22 protein-coding genes are annotated in these 20045 nt (G+C 71.7%); 9 read left to right on the top strand and 13 right to left on the bottom strand.

Features of this window, described 5'->3' with window-relative positions; all coding sequences use genetic code 11:
• Nucleotides 1–207: 207 nt before the first annotated feature.
• A complete protein-coding gene (locus tag M5362_RS02075; protein ID WP_260225491.1) occupies nt 208–2706 on the top strand; it encodes an ATP-dependent Clp protease ATP-binding subunit in 2499 nt (832 codons plus the stop codon).
• A gap of 176 nt (nt 2707–2882) precedes the next feature.
• Here the strand turns inward: M5362_RS02075 and M5362_RS02070 are convergent, their stop codons facing one another.
• The 3 genes from M5362_RS02070 to M5362_RS02060 form a co-directional block, all read right to left on the bottom strand.
• Nucleotides 2883–3188, bottom strand: coding sequence for a CU044_2847 family protein (locus M5362_RS02070; protein WP_260225490.1), 306 nt, complete (start codon nt 3186–3188; stop codon nt 2883–2885).
• Between the two features lie 232 nt (nt 3189–3420).
• On the bottom strand, nt 3421–3984 hold the full coding sequence (locus M5362_RS02065; protein ID WP_260225489.1) for an MBL fold metallo-hydrolase: 564 nt from the start codon (nt 3982–3984) through the stop codon (nt 3421–3423).
• 212 nt (nt 3985–4196) lie between these two features.
• Nucleotides 4197–4991 carry a metalloregulator ArsR/SmtB family transcription factor gene (locus M5362_RS02060; RefSeq protein ID WP_260225488.1) on the bottom strand — a complete coding sequence of 265 codons (795 nt, stop codon included), beginning with the start codon at nt 4989–4991 and terminating at the stop codon, nt 4197–4199.
• 336 nt (nt 4992–5327) lie between these two features.
• Here M5362_RS02060 and M5362_RS02055 point away from each other — a divergent pair, with 336 nt between their 5' ends.
• The 6 genes from M5362_RS02055 to M5362_RS02030 all read left to right on the top strand — a co-directional run bounded on the left by M5362_RS02055 (nt 5328) and on the right by M5362_RS02030 (nt 9751).
• Complete coding sequence (locus M5362_RS02055; protein WP_260225487.1) at nt 5328–5897, top strand: PadR family transcriptional regulator; 570 nt, start codon at nt 5328–5330, stop codon at nt 5895–5897.
• 95 nt (nt 5898–5992) lie between these two features.
• Nucleotides 5993–6448 carry a peroxiredoxin gene (locus tag M5362_RS02050; RefSeq protein WP_260225486.1) on the top strand — a complete coding sequence of 152 codons (456 nt, stop codon included), beginning with the start codon at nt 5993–5995 and terminating at the stop codon, nt 6446–6448.
• Between the two features lie 131 nt (nt 6449–6579).
• The gene (locus tag M5362_RS02045) at nt 6580–6981 is read left to right on the top strand and encodes an SHOCT domain-containing protein (RefSeq protein ID WP_260225485.1); all 402 of its coding nucleotides are present in this window, start codon (nt 6580–6582) and stop codon (nt 6979–6981) included.
• A gap of 92 nt (nt 6982–7073) precedes the next feature.
• On the top strand, nt 7074–7916 hold the full coding sequence (locus M5362_RS02040; protein ID WP_260225484.1) for a hypothetical protein: 843 nt from the start codon (nt 7074–7076) through the stop codon (nt 7914–7916).
• Nucleotides 7917–7989: 73 nt separating this feature from the next.
• On the top strand, nt 7990–8439 hold the full coding sequence (locus M5362_RS02035; RefSeq protein WP_260225483.1) for an Rrf2 family transcriptional regulator: 450 nt from the start codon (nt 7990–7992) through the stop codon (nt 8437–8439).
• A 124-nt stretch (nt 8440–8563) separates the two neighbouring features.
• Entirely contained in the window at nt 8564–9751 is a 1188-nt protein-coding gene (locus M5362_RS02030; protein WP_260225482.1) for a globin domain-containing protein, read from the top strand.
• A 31-nt stretch (nt 9752–9782) separates the two neighbouring features.
• Here the strand turns inward: M5362_RS02030 and M5362_RS02025 are convergent, their stop codons facing one another.
• From M5362_RS02025 to M5362_RS02005, 5 genes are all read right to left on the bottom strand, one after another.
• Nucleotides 9783–11321, bottom strand: coding sequence for a helix-turn-helix domain-containing protein (locus tag M5362_RS02025; RefSeq protein ID WP_260225481.1), 1539 nt, complete (start codon nt 11319–11321; stop codon nt 9783–9785).
• A gap of 96 nt (nt 11322–11417) precedes the next feature.
• Nucleotides 11418–11786, bottom strand: a complete 369-nt coding sequence (locus M5362_RS02020; protein WP_260225480.1) for a peptidase inhibitor family I36 protein — start codon at nt 11784–11786, stop codon at nt 11418–11420.
• Nucleotides 11783–12484, bottom strand: coding sequence for a hypothetical protein (locus tag M5362_RS02015; RefSeq protein WP_260225478.1), 702 nt, complete (start codon nt 12482–12484; stop codon nt 11783–11785). Before M5362_RS02015 ends, M5362_RS02020 begins: the two co-directional genes overlap by 4 nt.
• A 431-nt stretch (nt 12485–12915) precedes the next feature.
• Nucleotides 12916–13707: a polysaccharide deacetylase family protein gene (locus tag M5362_RS02010; protein WP_260225477.1), complete on the bottom strand. Its 792-nt coding sequence runs from the start codon at nt 13705–13707 to the stop codon at nt 12916–12918.
• A 206-nt stretch (nt 13708–13913) separates the two neighbouring features.
• A complete protein-coding gene (locus tag M5362_RS02005; RefSeq protein ID WP_260225476.1) occupies nt 13914–14282 on the bottom strand; it encodes a hypothetical protein in 369 nt (122 codons plus the stop codon).
• 185 nt (nt 14283–14467) lie between these two features.
• On the opposite strand from M5362_RS02005, the gene M5362_RS02000 reads away from it, so the two are divergent.
• Nucleotides 14468–14989: a DUF6328 family protein gene (locus M5362_RS02000; RefSeq protein ID WP_260225475.1), complete on the top strand. Its 522-nt coding sequence runs from the start codon at nt 14468–14470 to the stop codon at nt 14987–14989.
• Nucleotides 14990–15017: 28 nt separating this feature from the next.
• Here the strand turns inward: M5362_RS02000 and M5362_RS01995 are convergent, their stop codons facing one another.
• From M5362_RS01995 to M5362_RS01985, 3 genes are all read right to left on the bottom strand, one after another.
• On the bottom strand, nt 15018–16565 hold the full coding sequence (locus M5362_RS01995; protein WP_260225474.1) for an ATP-dependent DNA ligase: 1548 nt from the start codon (nt 16563–16565) through the stop codon (nt 15018–15020).
• Between the two features lie 232 nt (nt 16566–16797).
• Entirely contained in the window at nt 16798–17865 is a 1068-nt protein-coding gene (locus M5362_RS01990; protein WP_260225473.1) for a DUF6397 family protein, read from the bottom strand.
• 83 nt (nt 17866–17948) lie between these two features.
• Entirely contained in the window at nt 17949–18353 is a 405-nt protein-coding gene (locus M5362_RS01985) for a roadblock/LC7 domain-containing protein (protein WP_260225472.1), read from the bottom strand.
• A 244-nt stretch (nt 18354–18597) separates the two neighbouring features.
• Between M5362_RS01985 and M5362_RS01980 the strand changes: the two genes are divergently transcribed.
• On the top strand, nt 18598–19023 hold the full coding sequence (locus M5362_RS01980) for a PPOX class F420-dependent oxidoreductase (RefSeq protein ID WP_260225471.1): 426 nt from the start codon (nt 18598–18600) through the stop codon (nt 19021–19023).
• Nucleotides 19024–19029: 6 nt separating this feature from the next.
• Here the strand turns inward: M5362_RS01980 and M5362_RS01975 are convergent, their stop codons facing one another.
• Nucleotides 19030–19647: an ATP/GTP-binding protein gene (locus M5362_RS01975; protein WP_260225470.1), complete on the bottom strand. Its 618-nt coding sequence runs from the start codon at nt 19645–19647 to the stop codon at nt 19030–19032.
• Nucleotides 19628–20044, bottom strand: coding sequence for a DUF742 domain-containing protein (locus M5362_RS01970; RefSeq protein WP_260225469.1), 417 nt, complete (start codon nt 20042–20044; stop codon nt 19628–19630). Before M5362_RS01970 ends, M5362_RS01975 begins: the two co-directional genes overlap by 20 nt.
• Nucleotide 20045 lies beyond the last annotated feature (1 nt).

Raw genomic sequence — 20045 nt, 5'->3', positions numbered from 1 at the left:
GCTCAGGGAGAGGCGGCCCGCTCACCCGATCGGCGCACAGGACGGCGCGGCCGTCTCGAGGGTGTGGAGCGGCTCGGACCGCGTCCCGGGGCGGCGGGAGCCCTCGGCGGCCACGCTCCGTAGCCGGTCTCGACGGGTGGGCACGGTCGGCAGCTGCTCCAGTGAGGGGAGTACGGCCCGGACGTCGACGCACCTGGACGGCACCACATGACCATGTCCCCCTTCGGTTCCCTCGGTGGATCGGATCCGTTCAACGAGCTCCTCAACCGCTTCTTCGGCATGTCACCCGCCGCCTCTCCGCCGGCTGTCCAGCGCGTGCCGATCGGCAGGCTCCTGACGGACTCGGCGCGGGAACTGATCGGTCGTGCGACCGCCCGGGCGTCCGAGGACGGCAGCGCCGACCTCGACACCGAGCATCTGCTCTGGGCCGCCGCGCAGGTCGACCCGTCCCGCAGTCTGCTCGCCCAGTCCGGCGCCGACCCCGACCGGCTGGCCGCCTCGGTCGCCGAGGTACTGCCCGGCGAGAGCGGTGTCCCCTCGGCGGAGCCCGGGCTCACCCCGGCCGCCAAGCGGGTCCTGCTGCGGGCGTACGAGCGCTCGCAGGAGTCGGGGGTCTCGTACATCGGCCCGGAACACATCCTCGGCGCTCTCCTCGACGATCCGCACTCGGCGGCCGCGAAGCTGCTGACGACGTACGGGACGGATGTCGGCGGTCTGCGGTCCACCGCCGACCGCGCGGCGCGGGCGGACGGCACGCCGACGGCCAAGCCGGAGAGCAGGACGCCGACGCTCGACGAGTACGGGCGGGATCTGACCGAGGAGGCGAAGGCCGGGAAGCTCGACCCCGTGGTGGGACGGGCCGAGGAGATCGAGCAGACGGTCGAGATCCTGTCCCGTCGCTCGAAGAACAACCCGGTGCTGATCGGTGAGCCCGGCGTGGGGAAGACCGCGATCGTGGAGGGGCTGGCCCAGCGGATCGTGGCGGGCGACGTCCCCAATACGCTGGAGGGCAAGCGGGTCATCGCCCTCGACCTGTCCGGGCTCGTCGCGGGCGCCCAGTACCGCGGCCAGTTCGAGGAGCGGCTGAAGAGCGTCATCGACGAGGTGAAGGCCGACGCGGACTCGACCGTGCTGTTCATCGACGAGCTGCACACCGTCGTCGGCGCGGGCGCGTCCGGCGAGGGCGCGATGGACGCCGGCAACATGCTGAAGCCGGCGCTGGCCCGCGGCGAGCTGCATGTCGTCGGCGCGACCACGATCGACGAGTACCGGCGGTACGTGGAGAAGGACGCCGCCCTGGAACGGCGCTTCCAGCCCGTGCTGATCCCTGAGCCCTCGGTGGAGGAGACCATCCAGATCCTGGAGGGCCTGCGGGACTCCTACGAGGCCCACCACCAGGTCCGCTACAGCGACGCCGCACTCGTGGGCGCCGCCGAGCTGTCCGACCGCTATGTCGCCGACCGCTTCCTGCCCGACAAGGCCATCGATCTCATGGACCAGACCGGTGCCCGGGTGCGGCTGCGGTCGCTGGGCAAGTCGACCGAGGTGGTCGACCGTGAGGACCGGCTGGCGAAGCTGCGCCGTGAGAAGGACGAGGCCGTCGCCGCCGAGGACTTCGAGAAGGCGAACGAGTACAAGAACGACATCGCCGGCCTGGAGGGCGAGCTGGCCGGGCTCGGGGAGCGGCGCGAGGGCGTGATGGAGGTGACGGTCGACGACATCGCGGAGGTGCTGTCGCGTCGTACGGGCATCCCCGTGGCGCAGATGACCCAGAGCGAGAAGGAGAAGCTCCTCAAACTGGAGGACGCTCTGCACAGCCGGGTGGTGGGGCAGGACGAGGCCGTCACGGCCATCGCCCAGGCGGTACGCCGCAACCGGGCCGGCATGGGCGACCCGAACCGCCCCGTGGGCTCCTTCCTCTTCCTCGGCCCGACCGGTGTCGGCAAGACCGAGCTGGCGAAGGCGCTGGCGGAGCTGCTGTTCGGCGACGAGAGCCGGATGGTCCGCTTCGACATGAGCGAGTTCCAGGAGAAGCACACGGTCTCCCGGCTCGTCGGCGCCCCGCCCGGATACGTCGGCCACGAGGAGGCGGGCCAGCTCACCGAGAAGGTGCGCCGCCAGCCGTACAGCGTCCTGCTCTTCGACGAGGTGGAGAAGGCGCACCCGGACGTCTTCAACACGCTGCTCCAGGTCCTGGACGACGGCCGTCTGACGGACTCACAGGGCCGGACGGTCGACTTCCGCCACTGTGTGGTCATCATGACGTCGAACATCGGCGCCCAGCGGATCCTGGCCCACCACGGCGACGTCTCGGAGATCCGGGACGACCTGAAGCAGGATCTGCGGGGCTACTTCACGCCCGAGTTCCTCAACCGCATCGACGAGACGATCATCTTCCACGGTCTGGGTGAGGACGATCTCGGCGACATCCTCGATCTGCTGCTGCGCCAGAGCGAGCGCCGGGTCCGCGCCCAGGGCCTGGAGCTGGAGGTGACGGAGGCGGCGAAGAAGCTGCTCGTCGCCCACGGGCACCAGCCGGAGTTCGGTGCCCGGCCGCTGCGCCGGACGATCCAGACGGAGCTGGACAACCGGATCGCGGATCTACTCCTGGGCGGTGAGGCCGACCCCGGCGACACGATCGTGGCGGACGTCGTGAAAGACGCCCTGGTGTGCCGGGTGCAGCACCAGGAGGCCGCTGCGGCCTGACCCTCGAACCCCGTGGGGCCTGAAGAGTGCTGTCCTCCGCTTCAGGCCCCGCGGCCATGCCCGGACGCTTCCGCCGGACGGCGGGCCGGACCGCGGGCTGAAAATGGCGGGCCGAACGCCGGGCTGGACGACGGGCTAGACGACGGGCTGGACGGCGGGCTGAACCGTGGCTGGAGTCAGGGCGACTTGGTCCATTCGAGTGTGACCCGCAGATTCGCACTGCTGCTGCCCTTGACGATGAGCGCGGTCAGTCCCCCCGCGTCCAGGCCGAGTTCGCAGCCGAACTCCACGGTCGCCCGGTCCGGCGCGGCCTGGTGCAGCGCCTGACCGAGCTGGCCCGCGAACGAGGACAGGGCGCGGGTGATCCCCGAGAGGTCCGGGACGCGGTCGCCCAGGCCCTCCAGCTCCGAGTCGGGGCCGATCCGCTCCGCCTCCACGTAGAGCACGGCGCCTTCGACCTCGACCCTGGTGACGTCCCGCATCACGGCTCCCTCCGGGGTGGCTGGCGAGCAGAGCGCCAGTATCACCGAGGGGCGGTCAGAGTGCGGGCAGCAGGGCTCCCGGGGCGTGGCGGGGACGGCCCGCGGTGCCCAGGGAAGCGGCGGCGGACCGCGGGTGACGGGGCATGGCGGGGGCCCGGAGACGACTCGAATGAACCAGCTCGGATGAACCGGTCGGGGGGCGCGTGACCGTTTCCGGCGTGCGCGCCCCTGGTCAGCGCGGGGTGTCGGCGGTGGGGGCGAAGGCCACGCCGTGGCCTGGGACGATCAGCGCCGGCTCCAGGTCGAGGACGGCCCGTCGCGAGGCGTGCAGGGCGTCCGGGTCGGTGGCGTAGGGGTCTTCGACGGGGCCCTCGGCCGACCACCAGAGGTGGGTGAGTACGACGAGGCCGTCGGCCGTGTCGGCGAGGGTGCTGATGTCCTCCACGGTGTGCCCTGGCGTGGCCGCGAGCCGGATGGAGGGCGAGATCTCGAAACCGTCGGCGGGGCGGTCGATCCAGAGGTCGTCCTCGTAGATGGCCCAGTGGTCGTGGTAGCGGGCCGCGGGGAAGAGGGCGGCGTTGATGGTGTGGTCGGGGTGGTGGTGGCTGAAGACGACGTCGGTGACCTGGTCCGGCCGTATGCCGGCCTCGGCGAGCGGGTCGAGGATGAGCTTGCGGTCGGCGACCGTCCCCGGATCGACGACGACCACCGTGTCCCCGTCACGGAGGAGGCTCACGGTGGAGGCGGTGCGCGGGCCGACGTAACCCGCTGTCAGGATGGTCAAGGAGGCGGTCATGGGCGCACGTTAGCGCGAGGGATCTTGCGTGACGCACGGTTTTCCGCCAAGGCCGCAGGCCTTTTCTCGCCACATCCGTACGCCGCAGGTGAGGCCGGGGCCGCGGGTCGGACGGGCGCTGCGGGTCAGAGGGGCGCTGCGCGGCAGGCCGGTGCCGCGGGTCAGGCCCGGGGGACCCGCCCGGCCGGGCCCCCTGCGACGCTCCGGCCGTCTCAGCGCGGCGGCTCCGGCAGCTCCTCACCCGTCTCCAGCAGGGACTTGAGGCTGGAGAGCAGGGCCGGCCAGCCCTCGCCGATCATGCCGCGCATCGTGCCGCCCGGCTCCAGGTCGTCGTGGACGACGGTGAGCTTGACCATGTCCCCGGCCGGTTCGATCTCGAAGCTCACCTTCGAGCGCCGCTCCTTCGCGAGCCTCGCGTACACCTCGTCACCGATCCCGACCGCTTCGGCCCACGCCGGCGTGAAGGTGTGCCAGGTGTACGAGAGACGGCGGCCGGGCTCGGCCGCGAGGACGACCTGCTCGGGGTCGCTCGTCTGGCGCCCGCCCTCGTCCCAGACCATCGGGGATCCGGCGGTCCAGGTGGTCTCGAAGGCCACGCCCCAGTAGCGCCGGGTGAAGTCCGGATCGGTCAGGGCCTGCCAGAGCTCCTCGGGGGTGGTGCGGATGTAGGTGGTGTAGACGAACGCGTTGCTGTCCATCGGGTTCTGCTCCAATGCTGACTTCAGGTCGGCGAGCGCGCTGACGCGCCCGCGGGCGTACCGGCTGATCCAGCGGTCCCCGATGGCGTGGATCGGAGCGGCGTTCAGGTAGTGCAGCTTCTCCCTTCCCCGCCGCACCGTGACCACCAGCCCCGCCGCCTCCAGGAGCGCCAGATGCTTGCTGACGGACTGCCGTGCCATGTCCAGGCCCGCGCAGAGTTCGCGCAGGGTCTGGCCGTTGCGGGCGTTCAGGCTGTCGAGCAGCCGTCGCCGACTGGCATCGGCCAGCGCCTTGAACACCTCATCCATCGCCCCACCTCAACATGCAGCCTTTTAGCTGCCTCTACGATAGGCAGCCGATCGGCTGCACGTCAAGGACCGACCGCCCCGGCGGGCCGTAGGGCCGCCACCACCAAGTCCTTCCACCTCCTCCGCGGAGAGACCCCTGGGCGGTGAGGGAGCGGCGGACGACCTCGCGCCCCGACTTCTCCCTCGGAACCAGGATTTCGCGGAGTCCGGGGTCCCGCACGCTCTCGACGGTGCAGGCGGGCGGGCGAGCGAACAGAGCCGGCCCGGCAGCACCGGCGGATCATCCGGCGAATAGGTACGAAACCACCTGATCAAGGGTGCTGCTAGCGTGTCCGGATGTCCCTGAAGCACGCGGTCCTCGCAGCCCTCCTGGAGGGCGAGGCGTCCGGATACGACCTGGCCAAGATCTTCGACGTGTCCGTCGCCAACTTCTGGGCCGCCACGCCCCAGCAGCTCTACCGCGAGCTCGACCGGCTCTCCGACGCCGGCCTGATCGCCGCCCGTGTCGTCCAGCAGGAACGGCGCCCGAACAAGCGCATGTTCTCCCTCACCGACGCGGGCCGGCAGGACCTCCTGGTGTACACGGCCCAGCCGCCCCGCCCGACCGCCATCCGCGACGAGCTGATGGTCCAGGTGCAGGCGTGCGACGAGGGCGACACCGAGGCGGTACGCGGCTTCGTGCAGGAGCGGATGGAGTGGGCGCGGGGCAAGCTCGCCCGGTGGGAGAGGCTGCGGGAGTGGATGCTCGCCGGCCGCGACGAGGCCACGTACCTCCGCGAGGCCGAGCGGATCGGACCGTATCTCACGCTCATGCGCGGCCGGTACCTCGAAGAGGAGAACCTGCGCTGGGGCGAGCAGGTCCTCACCATCCTGGACCGGCGACTGGCCGCCCGACAGCGGGCCTGAGGCGTACGGCGACCGTCGGTGACGCACTTACCTACCCTGCGGTAGCGTCACCCGTCGACGACCGGACGGACCGGTCGGAGACAAGGGCGGGCCGGATGAACGTCGGTGACATCGTCGAGGACTTCACTCTTCCGGACGAGACGGGGACACCCCGATCTCTGGTCGACCTCCTCGCGGACGGGCCCGTCGTCCTGTTCTTCTACCCGGCGGCCATGACCCCCGGCTGCACGGCCGAGGCCTGCCACTTCCGCGACCTCGCCGCCGAGTTCCGGGCGGCGGGAGCGCACCCCGTCGGCATCAGCTCCGACGTCGTCGAGCGGCAGCGGGAGTTCGCCGACCGCCACTCGCTCGGCTACCCGCTGCTCTCGGACGCGGAAGGCGCGATCCGCGACCGGTTCGGGGTGACCCGGGGCTTCTCGCTCGCGCCGACCAAGCGGGTCACGTTCGTCATCGACGAGAACCGTCGGATCCTGGAGGTCGTCCGCAGTGAGCTGCGGATGAGCGTCCACGCCGACCGCGCCCTGGCGGCGCTGAGGACACGCACGGCCTGAACCGCCGGCGGCGGACGACGCGCATGTCTCGCCCACCCCCCGCCCGCCCGACATGCGGGCGGACGGGGGGTGGGCGAGACTCACTCGTATGCGCGGCCCGACAGCGGCCACCGCCGGAACGGAGTGCAGGAATGGACGACTACCCTCTCCTCAACGTCTTCTGGACCATGCTCTGGTTCTTCCTCTGGGTGATGTGGCTGTTCCTGCTGTTCAAGGTCATCACCGACATCTTCCGGGACCACGAGATGAGCGGCTGGGGGAAGGCGGGCTGGCTGATCTTCTGCATCCTGCTGCCCTTCCTCGGCGTACTGGTCTACGTCATCGCCCGGGGCAAGAGCATGACCCAGCGCGACCTCAAGCAGGCCAAGGAGAACGAGGCCGCGTTCCAGTCGTACATCCGCAAGACGGCGGGCGCGGGTGGCGACGGCAAGGGAAGCAGCGCCGATGAACTCGCCCGGCTGGCCGAGCTCAAGGACAAGGGCGCCATCACGAACGAGGAGTTCGAGAAGGCGAAGGCCAAGGTCCTGTCCTGACGAACGGCGACATCGGCCCCTCGGCTTCCACCCTCTCCCGTTCGCTCCTGCGGGAGGCGTGGGCCGAACCCGGCCGACTGCCGGAGCTGCTCGTGGCGTTCGCCCTGCGCCACATGGGCCCGGTGGCCGGCCGTCGCGTGGAACGGCTCCGCCGCAGGCATCCGGAGGCGACCGCCGCCGAACTCCGGGCGCTGGTCGCGACTGGTGGCCGGCGAACGGTCACCAGTGAAGGGGCCTTCGTCGGCGGACCGTTCATCCTGCTCATCCCCGTCGCGTTCTGCGGCGCGCTGCTCCTCCAGGCACGGACGATCCTCGAACTCGCGGGTCTGGACGGCCGGGACACCACCGCCCCCGAACGGGCCGCCGAAATCCTGGTCCTGCAAGGGGTGTACGCGGACACCGCCGCGGCCGAGGCCGGTCTGCGGGCCCGCCCGTCACCCTCCGACGACACGAGCCCCCGCCGCGGGCGGATGGCCGCGCTGTGGAGACTGACGCTGCGGATGGCCCGCCTCCTCGGCCTGGTCACACCGGACGGCGGCGGCCGGGGCAGACTCGCCCGGACCGGCCAGTGGGTGCTCGTGGGTGCGGTCTTCCTGGTCGGCCTGGTGGCGCCGCTGGTGTGGCTGCCGTACATGGGCGTCTCGTACCACCGCGCCACGGGCAGGCTGACGGACCGGGCCATCGTCTTCTACTTCGGTACGCGGGACGCGCCGCCGCCCCGCAAGGGCCGTATCCAGCCGGACATGGTGCTGGCCGGGCTTCGGGCACTGGTGTCGATCCTGATCCCGTTGGGGGTGGTGATCCTGGTCCTCTTCACCGACCTGGAGCTCGGCGGCGCCCGATGGCCGCTGCTGGCCCTCCTCCTGGTGGCCTCGCCCCTGGTCGTCGGCGGCATCTGGCTCTGGCGCCACCACGCGCCACGCCGCTTCCGCTGACCCCACGTGCTCCGATGCGGTACCGCCACCCCCTTAATAAGCTTCAGAAATACTCATTTGATACGGTCGCGATGTGCGGCTGACGAAATTCACCGACCTGGCGCTGCGTGCCGTGATGCGTCTGGCGGTCCCCGGGACACCCGGCGAGGAGCCCTCGGCCACGACCCGCGAGGTGGCCGAGGTGATGGCCGTGCCCTACGCCCACATGGCGAAAGTGGTCACGCGCCTCCAGCACCTCGGCGTCGTCGAGGCGCGACGTGGACGCGGCGGCGGCCTCGCCCTCACGGAGACCGGGCGACGCGCCTCGGTCGGGTGGCTGGTCCGGATGCTGGAGGGCGAGGAGGAGGTCGTCGCCTGCGAGGGCGAGACCCCGTGCCCACTGCGCGCGGCCTGCCGGCTGCGCGGAGCGCTGCGCCAGGCGCAGGAGGCGTTCTACCGCACGCTCGATCCGCTGACGGTGACGGATCTGATCGAGTCACCCACCGGGCCGGTGCTCCTGTCCCTGAGTACCCGGCACGACTGAGCCGCCCCGCCCCTTACGACGAGCCGCACCTTCCTACGAGCCACCCTTTCCTGCGAGCCACCCCGCCGCCTCTGCCCTTCTGACGTTTTAAATACGTAAATGATCTACCACAATAGGAGTCTCGATGCTGTCCGAGCAGGCCACTCCCGTCGTCCGAGCCACCCTCCCCGTCGTGGGAGCCGCGCTCGGCGAGATCGCGGAGCGCTTCTACGCCGGGATGTTCGCGGCCCGGCCCGAGCTGCTGCGGGATCTGTTCAACCGTGGCAACCAGGCCAACGGCGACCAGCGACGCGCCCTGGCCGGCTCGGTAGCCGCCTTCGCGGGGGCGCTCCTGAAGAACCCGGACACGCGGCCGGACGCCATGCTCGCCCGGATCGCGCACAAGCACGCCTCGCTGGGCGTCACGTCCGAGCAGTACAAGGTCGTCCACGAGCACCTCTTCGCCGCGATCGTCGACGTGCTCGGCGACGCCGTCACCCCCGACGTCGCTCAGGCCTGGGACGAGGTCTACTGGCTGATGGCCAACGCCCTCATCGCCCTGGAGGCAGGGCTCTACGAGGAGATCGGCGTCGCGGAGGGCGAGGTCCGCCGCCCCATGGAGATCGTCGAACGGCGCCAGGAGACGGCCGACACCACCTCCTTCGTCCTGCGCCCCGCCGACGGACGTCCTGCCGGCCCGTTCCGGCCGGGCCAGTACGTGAGCGTGCGCGTCGAGCTGCCCGACGGCGCCCGACAGATCCGCCAGTACAGCCTCTCCGCCGCACCGGGCCGGCCGCAGTGGCGGATCACGGTGAAGCGGATCGAGGGCGACCCCGCGGGCGAGGTGTCGACCTGGCTGCACGAGCACGCGCGGGTGGGCGACACGATCGAGGTGTCCGCGCCGTTCGGCGACCTCGTTCTGCCGGAGGGCGAGGGGCCGCTGCTCCTGGCCTCGGCGGGGATCGGCAGCACGCCGATGCTGGCCATGCTCGACCACCTGGCCACCACCGGCTCCCACCGCCCGGTCACCGTGGTCCACGCCGACCGCTCCCCCGCGGACCACGCGCACCGCGAGGAGCTGCACCGACTGGTCGACGCGCTGCCGAACGGCTCCCTCCACCTCTGGTACGAGGAGCCGGGCGCGGCCTCCGCGCGCCCCGGCCGGGCAGACGTGACGACGCTCGATCTGCCTCCGGGCGTGACGGCCTACCTCTGCGGCCCGCTGCCCTTCATGCGCCAGGTGCGCGGTGACCTGCTGGCCGGCGGGGTCGCCGCGGCGGCCGTCCACTACGAGGTCTTCGGTCCGGACCTGTGGCTCGGCGCCGAGAGCTGACGCCCCTGCGTGGCGCAGCCGCCTCAGCGGCTCAGCGCGCCTCGCGCGCGGTGTAGACGTCCTTCACCTTCACCTCGGTGACACCCCGGCCCTCGGGGAAGACCTTGCGCCAGTCGCCGATCACATGGAGCTCGTCGGTGCCCATGGCCCGGACGACGGTCAGACCCGCGCCGTGAGCCTTGTAAGCCTTCATCCAGAGGTTGGCGAAGGCCTGGGAGCGGATGATGTGCATCCAGTCGGGGCGGTAGAGCTCCCGGTTGTAGTTGGACTCCCCCATGGTGGCGACGAACTTCGAGTACATCGCCTTCACGTACTCGAGCGTCACGTCGTCCTCCGCCTCGACGGCGGCGGCGCGGGCGTCGCGGAGCGCGTTGCGGAACTTCTCCAGGAGGTTCTCGGTCGCTCCCGAGGTGAACGACTCGTGGACGACGGGAGGGTCGCACAGCCCGTACGCGGGTGAGGACAGGCGCAGCAACAGGCGCAGGGTCGGCTCGGTGACCCAGAACGGACCGGGTTCGTCGCGGGCGCCGAGCGGGTTGGGAAGGCGGTCCTCGTGCTCCCACTCCGGCGGCGTGATCAGGTGGAGGCCGGCGCGGCGGCGGTCATGGGTGCCGCCGGTGTGGTGTTCGAGGGCGCCGAGCGGGAGATGGGTCTTGAGGGCGCTGAGGTAGGCGCCGTTGATGTCGAGCGCCGTGATCTCGTGCGGGCCGGGGGGCAGGGCGTCCCGGGTCCACTTGGGGCGCGCCTCCCAGATCTCGTCCGCTCCGCGGGAGGTCTTCTTCCGCAGGATGGCGGGGAGCGGCGGATGGGCGACGACCTCGTAGCGGGCACCCTTGCGGCAGGCGTCGAGCAGGGCCATCGCGTCGGGGATCGCGGTACGGACCAGCGCGGCGGTCGCCGCGTCCGCGTCGCCCTCGTGTTCGGCGAGGGCCCTGTGCACGGCGTCCTCGATGAGTCCGACGGGGGTGGGCGCGGGGTCCTGGAAGGCCCGGCGGGTGGGGGCCTTCGCCTCCCGGGTGCCGGCGACGGGGGTCTTGGCCTCCGGGGCGCCGGCGACGGGGGTTTTGCCCTCCGGGGCGCCGACGGCCGGGGTCTTGGCCTGCGAAGCGCCGACGGCCGGGGCCGCCGCGCGGTCGCAGTCCTCGGGGGTGAGGTGCTGGGCGAAACCCGCGACCTGGTACCGGGCCGGCCGACCGCAGAGGACACAGGGCTCGGGGACGGGCAGCTCCGCGACGTCGTCGTCGACCGTCGCGTGGGCGGCGGGCTCGGACGCGGGCCCGGGCTCCGTCTCGGGCACGGCCTCGGGCTCGGGCTCGGTGGCAGGCTCGGGGGTCAACTTCTCGCGGAGACCGTCCAGGAGGTATGCGTACCGGTTGCGGGGCTCGCCCGACGGTTCCCGGCCGGCCTCCCACGCGCCGAGGGTCGTCGGGCTCACACCCAGCGCCTTGGCCACCTGCGCCTTGGACAGCCGGGCCGCCTCCCGCAGCCGTACCCGCTCCTCGGGGGCCGGGAGTTCCGCCTCGGGACCGACGGCCGCGAGGAGCGCGTCGACCGCTTCGAAATCCGTCACTGCCGCCCCGCCTCCACAACCCGTCGCACGTCGCCACCCTACCCGGCGGCCCCGCACCCGGTGGGGTGCGGGAGCGCGTCGTGGCAGGGGTGGGGATCAGCAGCTCATCGCCCAGGTGTGGGAGTCGCCGCGGTCGTTCGCGGCGCCGTTGTAGCCGACCTCCTGCCCCGGAGTGAGGCAGATCGTCATGGAGCCGCCCTGATGGGCGCTCTCGTAGACGCGGACGTGATCCTTGATTCCCGGTCCCGAGATGCCGTGGTTGGCCCAGGAGGAGTCGGTGTCGGCGATCCAGCTCTCCCACCAGCCGTCGTCGCCGCTCCAGTTGGCGCGCTGGCCGCCGAAGTTGGCCTCCTGCCAGGTGCAGAAGTTGCCGCTCGGACAGTCGGCCGCCTGTGCGGGGGCGGTCAGGGCGAGCCCGCCGGTGAGAGCGAGCAGGGCGGCGGCGGTGGTGAGGATGCGCTTCATGAAGCGTTGTTGCCTTCCTGTGCGGTGAGAGGTGCGGACAGTTCGGCTGCCCGCCGCAGTGCGCGGGTGCGCAGCTGCTGGTAGGTGGTGAGCTGGCCGCCGCGCAGGGCGCGCACCTTCGCCAGCTCGGTGGGTTCCAGCCGCGCCCGCAGCGCGGCGAGTCCGCTCTCGGTGTCACAACGGGCGACGACGGCGGGTTCGGGGCGTTCCGGGCGCGGGCGGCCTGGCGGGCCTGCGCACCTGTTCCAGCGCGCGAGGGCGGCCCTGTGGGCGGGGTCGTCCTTCATCCGGTGGTGGGCCTCGGCGCGCAGGTTGTCCACGGTCACCTGCGCGCGGAACCAGCGTTTCTGGTCTCCGTAGAGGGTCTGCCGGGCGGTGGCGAGGCAGCCGTCGGTGTGGGCGGTGACGGTGTGGCCGGTGGCGAGCGTGAGCGACAGTTCGCGGGGGCCGGTGCCGAAGAGCGCCGCCTGGAGGCGGTGGTCCGCTTCGGGTGTCTCCGGCCGCCGGGCGAGGGTGAGTCCGCGGTCGCCGAGACAACGGTCGACGAGGGTGCGCTCGACGGTCCTGAGCAGCTCGTCCTGCGCCCGGGGCGTCGGGGGGACGGCCGGCCCGGCGTCGGTCGTGACGCAACCGGTGAGCAGAACCGCGGCCGTGAGGGTGCAGACGGCGCGACGGATGTGCGCGGGCGTGAACGGCATGGCGGCCCCCTCGTGACATCCCTGGTCAGCGGGCTGGTGACGGGTGTTCGTCACAGCCCGTGACGATCACTGCCCGGGTGCGGAACGGGCATGCGTGGAGTCACTCGAAGGGGTCGAACGCGCCGGAGTGTGCGCCGTTCAGGAGCGGTACGCGCCTGGGAGACGGACAGGGGGGCGACAGCGGGAACCACGAGGGAACGGACCACGGGACGGGTCCGGGGAACGACAAAGCCCCGGCTGGACGGGGGATTCCAGCCGGGGCCGATTGCCGCGACGACGAAGAGCGGTCACCTCAAGGGGGGGACCTGGGGACCGGGCCCCTTCACCGTCACACATTGATGAACGATAAACCTTCACACCGAGTTCCGCCGCGCTCGGGCTGCCCGATGTGAGACACCTCACCCCCATTTTCACCGTTCGTGCGTCTCACATTACGGACGGTAGACAGCGCCCGGTTCCGCCTTGCCTGGCGCCAGGAGCTGGGGGACCGTCACGAAGGTGAAGCCCCGCTTCTTCAGCTCGTCGATGATGCCCGGCACGGCGGGGACGGTCCCGTCGTAGATGTCGTGCAGCAGAATGATCCCGTCACCCTGCGCACCGTCGAGCACCCTCTGCCGTATCAGCGCCGAATCGGTCGTGGAGTAGTCCTTCGCCGTCACGCTCCACAGGACCTGCGCGAGACCGAGGTCGCGGCTCACGTCGGAGACCATGTCGTCGGTGCGCCCCTGCGGGGGACGCATGAGAGTGGGACGGCTGCCGGTGATCTTCTCTATCGCGTCCTGGGTGCGGGACAGTTCCTCGCGCACCTCGTCGGCCTCCAGGTCGGTCAGGATGCGGTGGGTCCAGGTGTGGTTGGCGACCTCGTGACCTTCGTCGGCGATGCGCTTGACGACCTCGGGATAGCGATCGACATGCTTCTTGCCCAGGAGGAAGAACGTGGCGGGGACCTGCTTCTCCTTGAGCACGTCGAGGAGGTGCGGCGTGTCCTTGCCGGGGCCGGCGTCGAAGGTCAGCGCTATGCACTTCACCTTGGCACAGTCCACCGGTCCGGCCCCGGTCGCCCGCTCGGCGCCCGGCTTGTCGTCCGAGCCTGCGGCCTTGCCCCTGGCGTCGCCCGGCGTGATCGGATCGACCCCGCAGCCGGTGAGCGCGAGCAAGAGAGAGGCCGCCGCCAGAAGGGCGACGGCCGATCCCCCGCGCTTCCCCGTACCGGTTCGGAACATGCTGCAACCCGCTTTCCCCGTAGATGGCTTCGAATGGCGACGCGGCTGGTCAGGGCGTTGCGTCGCGGCATGCGGAGCACTCTACACATGGTGTATACACGCCATGCATAGGGGGTGCGGGGCAGACAAGTGCGGGCAGACGTATGCCCCGGACGGCGCCCGTCCGCTCCGTCCGGGGCGTCAAGGGACCGGCGAGGGCCGACCGGTCAGCGGGAAGCGAGCAGCAGCCGGGCCTCGGTCTCCTGGTCACCCGATACGGACTCCTGGGACTGCACCTCGAAGGCGGCGGCGAGCGTCCTCTCGACCTCTTCCACGGCCTGGTAGCCGCCGGTCAGCAGCGCTGCGACCCTCCCGGTCAGCTGCACGGTGCCGGCGTCCTCCTGACGGCCCCCGGCCGTGTCGAAGGTGGCCATCCAGACGGTGGGGGCGGGCGCGGTGGCCGCCCGCGGGCCGGGCGCGGTCATGTCCTCGAGCTTGTAGGCATGGTCGAGGACTGCGAAGACCGCCTGAGCGTCCTCCCTGTCACAGTCGCTCAGCTGCACGGTGACATCGGTGTCGATGTGCGCGTCGTACACGGTCCCTCATCTCCTCGCTGCCTGGAGTCCTGTCGTCCTGCCACGCTTCCAGCATCCCTCTCTCCGGGGCGCCCCGCGACGTTCCGGGGCGCCCCGGCCGTCCGCCAGCGGCGCGTACCCACACGGCCAGGATTGAAGCCGCTCCGCGCGGTTACTCGCCAAGAGGGACGACTACAGGAGGTTCCGTGTCCACGAGACCACAACAGGACCAGCCGGACGCCGGAGATCAGGCCCGCGGGCGCCGCGAGACGTCGGACGAGCGGGCGGACCGGCGTTGGGGCGAACTGATGCAGGAGATCAGGGTCGCCCAGACGGGCGTACAGATCCTGTTCGGCTTCCTGCTGACGGTCGTCTTCACACCCCGCTTCTCCGATCTGTCGACGACCGACACGACCATCTACATCATCACGGTGTCGCTCGGCGCGGCGGCGACGGGCGCGCTGATAGGGCCGGTGTCCTTCCACCGCATCGTGGCGGGTCGGCGGATCAAGCCCCAGGCCGTCGTCTGGGCCTCCCGGCTGACGTTCCTCGGGCTGCTGCTGCTGCTCGCCACGTTGACCTCGGCGCTCCTGCTCGTCCTGCGGGTGGCGACGCACGACGACTACGTGCCCTGGCTCGTTTCGGGGCTGGTCCTCTGGTACCTGCTCTGCTGGTACGTGCTTCCGCTCTGGGTGCGCCGCCGGTACACCAACGGCGACGATCGGTGAGCCGCGACAGCGGGGTCAGGCAGGGGGGTCAGGCTCCGCCGACCACCCGCTCGACGGTGTCGGCCTCGGCGGCGGACTTGTCCGGCCGGTGCCGTACGACGCGGGCGAAGCGCAGCGTGACACCGGCGGGGTAGCGGGTGGAGCGCTGGAGGCCGTCGTAGGCGATCTCGACGACGAACTCGGGCCTGACGCGCACGGTGAACCCGTCGTCGTCCACGGCGAGTTCGCCCAGCTTCTCGGTCTGCCAGCGGAGCATTTCGTCGGTGAGGCCCTTGAACGTCTTGCCGAGCATCACGAACGTCCCGTCAGCGGCCCGGGCGCCGAGGTGCAGGTTGGAGAGCAGCCCGGTGCGGCGGCCGTGCCCCCACTCCGCGGCGAGGACGACGAGGTCGAGGGTGTGCACCGGCTTGACCTTGAGCCAGGTGCGCCCGCGGCGGCCGGCCACGTAGAGCGCGTCCAATGCCTTGACCAGGACTCCTTCGTGGCCCCGGGACAGGGTGTCGTCGAAGAACCGCTCGGCCGCCGCCACCTGTTCGGACGCGTCGGGATCGTCGACGACGAACCGGCGGACCCTCCGGTTCTCGGGGAGCAGTCGGACGAGGGCGGCGTGGCGTTCCCGGCCCGGCCGGTCGATGAGGACCTCGCCGTCCACGGCGAGCACGTCGAAGAAGACGGGTGAGAGGGGCAGCGCGGCGCTGGCGGTCTCGACGTCGACGCGGGATCCCACCCGGGAGGCGATGTCCTGGAACGCCAGCGGCCGACCGGTGGCGGGGTCGAGGGCGATGACCTCACCGTCCAGGATGAACGAGCCGGCCGTCGTCTCCCTGGCGGCGGCGACGACGTCGGGCAGCCGCCCGGTGATGTCGTCCAGCGACCGGGTGAACACCCTCACCTCGTCGCCACTGCGGTGGACCTGGATCCGGAAGCCGTCGAGTTTCTCCTCGACCGCGCAGGGTCCGAGGCCCGCGACGGCCTCGCCGACCGAGGCCGCCGTGTGGGCGAGCATCGGCAGCACGGGGCTGCCGACCCGCAGCGCGAAGCCGCCCAGGGCGGCGGGCCCGTCGGCGAGCACCGCCTGGGCGACGCGCGGCAGTGACCCTTCGAGCATCACGGCGCGACGGAGCTCCGTGGAAGGCACGGTCGCGGCCCGTGCGACCCCTTCGAGGGCGATGGCGTCGAGAGCCCCCTGACGGACCTCACCGGAGAGCAACCGGATCAGGAACTCCTGCTCCGCCAAGGTCGCGGTGGCCATCAGTCCGTGGACGAGCCGCGCGCGTTCGGCCTGGGACCCGGCGCCGGAGACGGCGGCGAGTTCGGTCATGGCGGCATCGGTGCCGGCGAGCGTGAGGGCGGGGTGGCCGGCGGGCGGTACGGCGGGCGGGATCACGTTCTTGAGCACGCTCCACCCCACGCCGATGCGCCCCTGGGGAAGCCGTCCGGAGAGGTAGGCGATCACGAGCGGGCTCTCCTCGGGCGCGGCCTCCGAGAACAGGTCCGCCAGGACCGCGATCTTCCGGGAACGGGCCGAGGTGGCGGCGACCTGCTGGGACGCGTCCGCGAGTCGTGCCAGGAGCATGCGCCCATCCTCCCCCGCACAAGCCCGCAGCCGCACGTCGGGTGCGGGTTCGGGAGTACGGGGGCCGGTGCCCCCCTGCCCGCGCCGCCGGCGGACGACGCGCATGCGGGGCCCGGCCCGCCCGCCCCTGCCATCCCGTCCGCCCCGTGCCGCGCCGTCCGCCCTGTGCCGCGCCGTCCCACCCCGCGCCGCCTCGTGCCGACACCAACCGCCCCGCGACCCCACGCCCTCCCTAGCGCCGGGCCAACGTCTCCCCCTCTCCTCCGGCCGTCGCCTTTCGGCGCCTCAGGCGGTCGAGGAGTCCCCGGCGCGTACGACGGACGGGTGGACGGACGAGCGTCGCCGCGCGGGGTGGACGGGCCACGGCCGCCCCAGGTAGGCCAGCAACGCCTGGTCCGCCGGCGGCCCAGGACACGGCGGCCGGACGCGGGGCGGGCCGGTCCACTCGGGCCTCCTCGAGGGCCAGGGCCAGGCTCATGCGGTGCCAGAGGATCTCGTCGGGGTCGTCCACCACCGTCAGCCGGTCCGCGATCTCGCGCGCGGCCGGCGACTGCGGCCATCCGGAGGGCGGTTCGGGGCGCAGCCGGTCGAGATGGGTGCGCTCGTACGGGTCGTCGACGACCTCGGCCAGCTGGACGGGGTCAAGGAGCGAGGCGATGGCCGCCGCCCGCACCCACGGATCCTCGGTCGACCGGAGCAGCAGCCCGAGACGGCGGGCCCGCCAGTTGCGCGGCCGCCGGTCCTCGCCCTCGCCCAGGCGCTCCCTGACCTCCTGCGGCAGCCGGCCGGTCAGCAGCGCGGGCCGGGTCAGGGCGAACTCGCCCAGTTCACCGGCGAGATAGAGCCAGACCACCGCGCGGTACCGGTTGAGATAGAACCGCACCGGGCTGAAGTGACCCGTCCTGGCCAGCCTGGTGAAGCGGTCCGGCGGCACGGAGAGCAGCTCGGCGGCCTCCGTCGTACCGACCGTACGGACCCGGTCGCGCAGTCCGTCCGGAAAGTCCGGCGCGGCTCTGAGCCGGTCGATCTCAGCCCACTCCACCCGGCGCCGTACACCTCGCGCGCCCGGAACTCCCGGTGCGACGCCCGGAACTCCCGGTACGGCGCTCGAGACTCCCGGTGCGGCGGCCGGGACCCCTGGTGCGGCGCCCGAGGCCCGGGACGTGCCGGGCGCGGTGCCCGGCACCGTCCTCACCAGGCCCAGCTGCACGGCGAGCTGGAACTCGTCCCGCCGCAGCTCCAGTTCCTGCGCTGCCCGCGTCGGTGCCAGCGCGACGCGAGCGCCTTCTTCTCCTGTCATGACGGTCTCCCCCGTGAGCGACGATTACTCTCGGTGACGACCGTACTCCGAAGCGGCCCCTGCCCGCTCGGCCTGTGGAAAACTCAGAGACCGGCGATGCCCGGCTGCCGCGCCGCCACCCCGAGGTGCTCGCCCACCCGGTTGACCAGCAGCGTCATCTCGTACGCCACCTGGCCGACGTCGGCGTCCGCGCCACTCAGCACGCACAGGCAGCTGCCCTCGCCCGCCGCCGTGACGAAGAGCAGCGCCTCGTCGAACTCGACCATCGTCTGCCGCGCGCGCCCGGCCTGGAAGTGCCTGCCGGAGCCGCGTGCCAAGCTGTGCAGGCCGGAGGAGACGGCGGCCAGGTGCTCGGCGTCCTCCCGCTCCAGACCGCTGCTCGCTCCCGTGACCAACCCGTCGTTGGACAGCACCAGCGCGTGCCGTATGTACTCGACCCTCCGGGTCAAGTCGTCCAGGATCCAGTCCAGTTCCTTGTCCAGCGCCATGCGTCGGTCCTTCCCCCTGTGTGTGGCGTCCCCGTCGACCCGAAGTCCCCGCGGTCCGCGTGTCGCGGCAAGCCTTACGCACTGTCGTGGACAGAGCAAGCACCCCTCGGCGCCTCGTGTGCCGCCCGTGCCGAAGCTGCCGTCCGTGCCGAAGCTGTCGGGTGTGCCAGCGGCGGGCGGATGTGCCGGAGCCGGCGGGTGCGCCGGGGTGCTACGGGTGTCCGCGGTGTCGCACCATGGGGGCATGCCAAAGATGACCGAGGAACAGTGGCGGGCCTTCGTGTCCGAGGGAACCCGCACCGGGAAGCTCGCGACGGTCCGCGACGACGGCACTCCGCACGTGGTGCCGGTCTGGTTCGTGCTCGACGGCGACGACATCGTCTTCAACACCGGCAAGGACACCGTGAAGGGCCGCAACCTGGCCCGCGACGGGCGCGTGGCACTCTGCGTGGACGACGACCGGCCGCCGTTCGCCTTCGTCACGTTCCGGGGCCGCGCCGAGATCAGCGAGGACCCGGCGGAACTGCGCCGCTGGGCCGCCCGCATCGGTGGCCGCTACATGGGCGAGGAGCGCGCCGAGGAGTTCGGCGTGTGCAACGGGGTGCCGGGCGAACTCCTCGTACGCGTAAGGATCGAGAAGGTGAGCGCCGAGGCCGGCGTCGCCGACTGACCGCTCTCACCCGACCGAGTCGAGCAGCCGCGCCGTGTGCATCCTCCCCGCGTACTCGACCAGTCTGATCAGCACTTCCTTGCCCGAATCCCGGTCCCGCGCGTCGCACAGCACCACCGGGGTTCCACGGTCGAGGTCCAGCGCACGCGAGACCTCGTGCGCTCCGTAGTTGCGTGCGCCCGCGAAGCAGTTGACCGCCACGACGAAGGGGATCTTGCGGTGCTCGAAGTAGTCGACCGCGGGGAAGCAGTCCTCCAGACGTCGGGTGTCGGCGAGGACGACGGCCCCGAGCGCCCCTTGGGAGAGTTCGTCCCAGAGAAACCAGAACCTGTCCTGCCCCGGCGTACCGAAGAGGTAGAGGGAGAGCCCGGAGCGGATGGTGATCCGGCCGAAGTCCATGGCGACGGTCGTGGTCGTCTTCTGGTCGACGCCTCCGGTGTCGTCCACCGACTCCCCCGCCCGGCTGAGCTGTTCCTCCGTGCGCAGGGGCCGGATCTCGCTGACCGCGCCGACCAGGGTGGTCTTGCCGACGCCGAATCCACCGGCGACAAGGATCTTCAGTGCGAGGGCCGTGGTGTCCACGCCACCGCCCGCACTCGTGCTCTCAGAGCGCTCGTAGGCCATCGATGACTTCCCTCAGGATCCGTTCGTCGGGCAGCTGCGCGGGCGGTACGGGTCGGCTGACCTTGACGAAGCCCGCTTCGAGGAGGTCTCCGAGAAGGACCCGGACGACCCCGACAGGCAGATCGGCGTCGGCGGCGAGTTCGGCCACCGACTGCGTCTCCGCCCGGCACAGGGTGAGCAGCGCCCGGTGTTCCGGGCCGAGGAGCGACTCCTCGGCCCGGCCGGGCGGGTCGTCGTCGACGACGACGAGTGCGATGAGGTCGAACCGTACGTTGCTGGGCCCCGGCTTCGTACGGCCGCCGGTCATGGCGTACGGCCGGACGAGCGGCCCGGCGTCCGCGTCGTACCACCGACTGCCCGGCGCGGCCTGGCCGTCGCCGGGGCTGTCCTGGTTCATG

The organism is Streptomyces sp. Je 1-79, from assembly GCF_025195125.1.
Lineage (GTDB): Bacteria > Actinomycetota > Actinomycetes > Streptomycetales > Streptomycetaceae > Streptomyces.
This window is presented reverse-complemented; position numbering and strand designations above follow the sequence as displayed.

Excerpts from the sequence above, each read along its gene's own strand:
- M5362_RS02055 (WP_260225487.1), top strand. The coding sequence starts at position 5,328 with ATGTCCCTGAAGCACGCGGTCCTCGCAGCCCTCCTGGAGGGCGAGGCG.
- M5362_RS02060 (WP_260225488.1), bottom strand. The coding sequence starts at position 4,991 with ATGGATGAGGTGTTCAAGGCGCTGGCCGATGCCAGTCGGCGACGGCTG.
- M5362_RS01995 (WP_260225474.1), bottom strand. The coding sequence starts at position 16,565 with ATGCTCCTGGCACGACTCGCGGACGCGTCCCAGCAGGTCGCCGCCACC.
- M5362_RS02030 (WP_260225482.1), top strand. The coding sequence starts at position 8,564 with ATGCTGTCCGAGCAGGCCACTCCCGTCGTCCGAGCCACCCTCCCCGTC.
- M5362_RS02020 (WP_260225480.1), bottom strand. The coding sequence starts at position 11,786 with ATGAAGCGCATCCTCACCACCGCCGCCGCCCTGCTCGCTCTCACCGGC.
- M5362_RS02050 (WP_260225486.1), top strand. The coding sequence starts at position 5,993 with ATGAACGTCGGTGACATCGTCGAGGACTTCACTCTTCCGGACGAGACG.
- M5362_RS02075 (WP_260225491.1), top strand. The coding sequence starts at position 208 with ATGACCATGTCCCCCTTCGGTTCCCTCGGTGGATCGGATCCGTTCAAC.
- M5362_RS02070 (WP_260225490.1), bottom strand. The coding sequence starts at position 3,188 with ATGCGGGACGTCACCAGGGTCGAGGTCGAAGGCGCCGTGCTCTACGTG.
- M5362_RS01985 (WP_260225472.1), bottom strand. The coding sequence starts at position 18,353 with ATGGCGCTGGACAAGGAACTGGACTGGATCCTGGACGACTTGACCCGG.
- M5362_RS02015 (WP_260225478.1), bottom strand. The coding sequence starts at position 12,484 with ATGCCGTTCACGCCCGCGCACATCCGTCGCGCCGTCTGCACCCTCACG.
- M5362_RS02010 (WP_260225477.1), bottom strand. The coding sequence starts at position 13,707 with ATGTTCCGAACCGGTACGGGGAAGCGCGGGGGATCGGCCGTCGCCCTT.
- M5362_RS02065 (WP_260225489.1), bottom strand. The coding sequence starts at position 3,984 with ATGACCGCCTCCTTGACCATCCTGACAGCGGGTTACGTCGGCCCGCGC.
- M5362_RS01980 (WP_260225471.1), top strand. The coding sequence starts at position 18,598 with ATGCCAAAGATGACCGAGGAACAGTGGCGGGCCTTCGTGTCCGAGGGA.
- M5362_RS01990 (WP_260225473.1), bottom strand. The coding sequence starts at position 17,865 with ATGACAGGAGAAGAAGGCGCTCGCGTCGCGCTGGCACCGACGCGGGCA.
- M5362_RS01975 (WP_260225470.1), bottom strand. The coding sequence starts at position 19,647 with ATGGCCTACGAGCGCTCTGAGAGCACGAGTGCGGGCGGTGGCGTGGAC.
- M5362_RS02045 (WP_260225485.1), top strand. The coding sequence starts at position 6,580 with ATGGACGACTACCCTCTCCTCAACGTCTTCTGGACCATGCTCTGGTTC.
- M5362_RS01970 (WP_260225469.1), bottom strand. The coding sequence starts at position 20,044 with ATGAACCAGGACAGCCCCGGCGACGGCCAGGCCGCGCCGGGCAGTCGG.